This is a genomic window from Rhodopirellula maiorica SM1 (genome assembly GCF_000346295.1).
Classification (GTDB): Bacteria; Planctomycetota; Planctomycetia; order Pirellulales; family Pirellulaceae; genus Novipirellula; species Novipirellula maiorica.
In genome coordinates, this window is the sequence record NZ_ANOG01000289.1 from 1 (window position 1) to 2,585 (window position 2,585).

The 2,585-nt window shown below is 55.8% G+C and carries 1 protein-coding gene; it reads left to right on the forward strand.

From position 1 onward, the window contains the following. Positions 1-327: 327 nt before the first annotated feature. Positions 328-2,585, forward strand: a 2,258-nt coding sequence (locus RMSM_RS09505; protein WP_008694714.1) for a DEAD/DEAH box helicase family protein, incomplete at its 3' end; no start/stop codon positions are given.

Sequence of the window (2,585 nt, forward strand, 5' to 3'; positions counted from 1 at the left end):
TTGCGGTTCGTCGTCGACCGTCCACAGCAGAGGTTTTGATCATCGAATGATATTGTTGTGAGTGTTTGTGGGGGCACGGGTGTTTGCTATCGGCCCATTGTGACGAATCAAGCTAAATTGACCTACCGCGAATAACGCCGATTGTCCCATTTTGTGATTGAAGCGAGCGATTTCGCCTGATCCGCCCCCCTTTTCTGAATCAAAGGGCTTGGAGCACGTGGTTGGTCACCCACGAATCGTTACCTTGCTACGATTCAGTCAACTCACACGCTAAATTTAGCTAATCCGTTCCCACAGCCCGCTGTTTTGTCAGACCGAGACGCCGTTTTGCCCGACCCCCGTTTACCCGATATTTGCTTTCGAGGTCAGCTCCGCCCCTCGCAAGCCGAGGTTGCCCGCATCGCTAGCGAAAAACTAGCCAAGGGCAAGCGACGGCTGCATATCGTCGCGCCGCCGGGGAGCGGAAAAACGGTGATGGGCCTTTATATCTGGGCCGAACTGGTCGGTAAACCTGCATTAGTTCTTTCTCCGAATTCCGCGATCCAGGCCCAATGGGCGGCGCGAACCGAATTGTTCGAGCATCGCGATGGCATGGACCTTGCGCCGCTGATCAGCACCGACCCACAAATGCCGGGGTTACTCACCTCGCTGACCTACCAATCGGTGACGCTGCCTGCGCGGGCCACCGAGTTCACTGCGGCCCGAGCAACCGATTTATGGACGCAATCACTGATCGCAAAAAACCAAGCCGCCTGCGAACAAGAGGCCGACGATTGGATCGCAGGATTACGTGACCACAATCCCCAGTTTTACAACGAGCGATTAGCGTACTTTCGAAAACAAATTCGCGAAGACGACGCGATCGGCGGCCGCGCGATGACGCTGCTGCATCGCACGTCGTTGGACACTCTGGTGCGACTGCGTGATTACGGCGTGGGACTGCTGATTCTGGACGAGTGCCATCACTTGATGGGCCACTGGGGACGAGTGTTGGCCGAAGTCAGCGAGTATCTGAACGGGCCTGTGATCGTTGGCTTGACCGCCACGCCGCCCAATCGGGACAACAAGAAACTCGCAGACACGCGGCGTTACGATCACTTTTTCGGCAAGATTGACTTCGAGGTTCCGGTCCCAGCGGTGGTCAAAGATGGCTACCTAGCTCCCTATCAAGACTTGGCCTATTTTGTTCGCCCCAGTGACAATGAACTCGATTTCATCGCCTCGGCAGATCAGCAGTTCAGCAAACTGGTCGAAGAACTTTGCCAACCCGGTGCCATCTCGGACGATCCCGGATCGTTGATCCTCAGGCCACCGGAATCGCTTACCGATTGGCTCAGCCGTGTGCTGCGTGATCAGCAACTTCCCACACGCCAAGCATCGCAGTGGCGCCAATTCCATGCATCGGATCCTCGCTTTGTAACCGCAGCGGTTTGGTTTCTAAGCGATAGAAAAATTGCCCTGCCCGACAACGTTCCCGATATATTGCCAAGCGACGAATCGGAGCAAGAGCGATTGATCACGTTGATCGATCGCTACACACGCCACTACCTTCGTCGATCGCCTCACGGGGCCGATCATGAAACCGCCACTCGCGTGGTCGATCGCTTGCGGATGCTCGGTGTGCAAATCACCGATTCCGGCCCCCGAGCTTGTGCGTCACCGGTCTCTCGCGTGATTGCCTACACCCGCAACAAGACACGAGCGGTTGTCCCAATCCTTCGTCACGAGGCTCAGATTCTGGGCGGTGATCTCCGCGCCGTCGTGATCGCCGACTTCGAAAAATCCTCCGCCATTCGATCGGAAGTTGCCCATCTACTCGACGAAGAGGCGGGCGGAGCGGTGGCGGCGTTTCGAATGCTGTTGGACGATCCCGAAACCAATCAACTTGATCCGATCTTGGTTACCGGTTCGTCCGTGTTGGTCGACGCCGATCTGCTGGAACGGTTCCTGAGCGAGGCGAACCATTGGCTGCAAGAACGTTCCATCGAAGTCGAAATCTCGTCCGCAACACAAGGAATGTTTCACGAGCTGAATGGCCGCGGCAGTGATTGGTGTCCACGAATCTATGTCGAAATGATTACCGAGCTGTTTCAACGAGGAACGACACGCTGCCTGGTCGGTACGCGTGGATTATTGGGCGAGGGCTGGGACGCCAACTCGGTCAACGTGCTGGTGGATCTTTCGACCGCCACCACGTCGATGACGGTCAACCAATTGCGTGGCCGATCGCTGCGTCTGGATCCCAAACAACCTCGAAAACTCAGCAACAATTGGGACGTCGTTTGCATCGCTCCAGAGTTCAGCAAAGGGCTGGATGATTATCGCCGATTCTTGCGAAAACATGAAACCATCTTTGGGGTTTGCGATGACGGTGCGATCGAAAAGGGAGTGGGCCATGTGCACGCCGCGTTTACCGAACTGAAACCCGAACTCGTCGATGGTAGTGTTTCGCAGCTGAATGCTGATATGCTCAAGCGTGCAGCCAAACGCGAGAATGCTTACGCACTTTGGCGGATCGGAAAAACCTATGGTGGACAACCGATTCGGGCGGTCGAGATTGGTTCGCATCAAGACAAATTTACCGC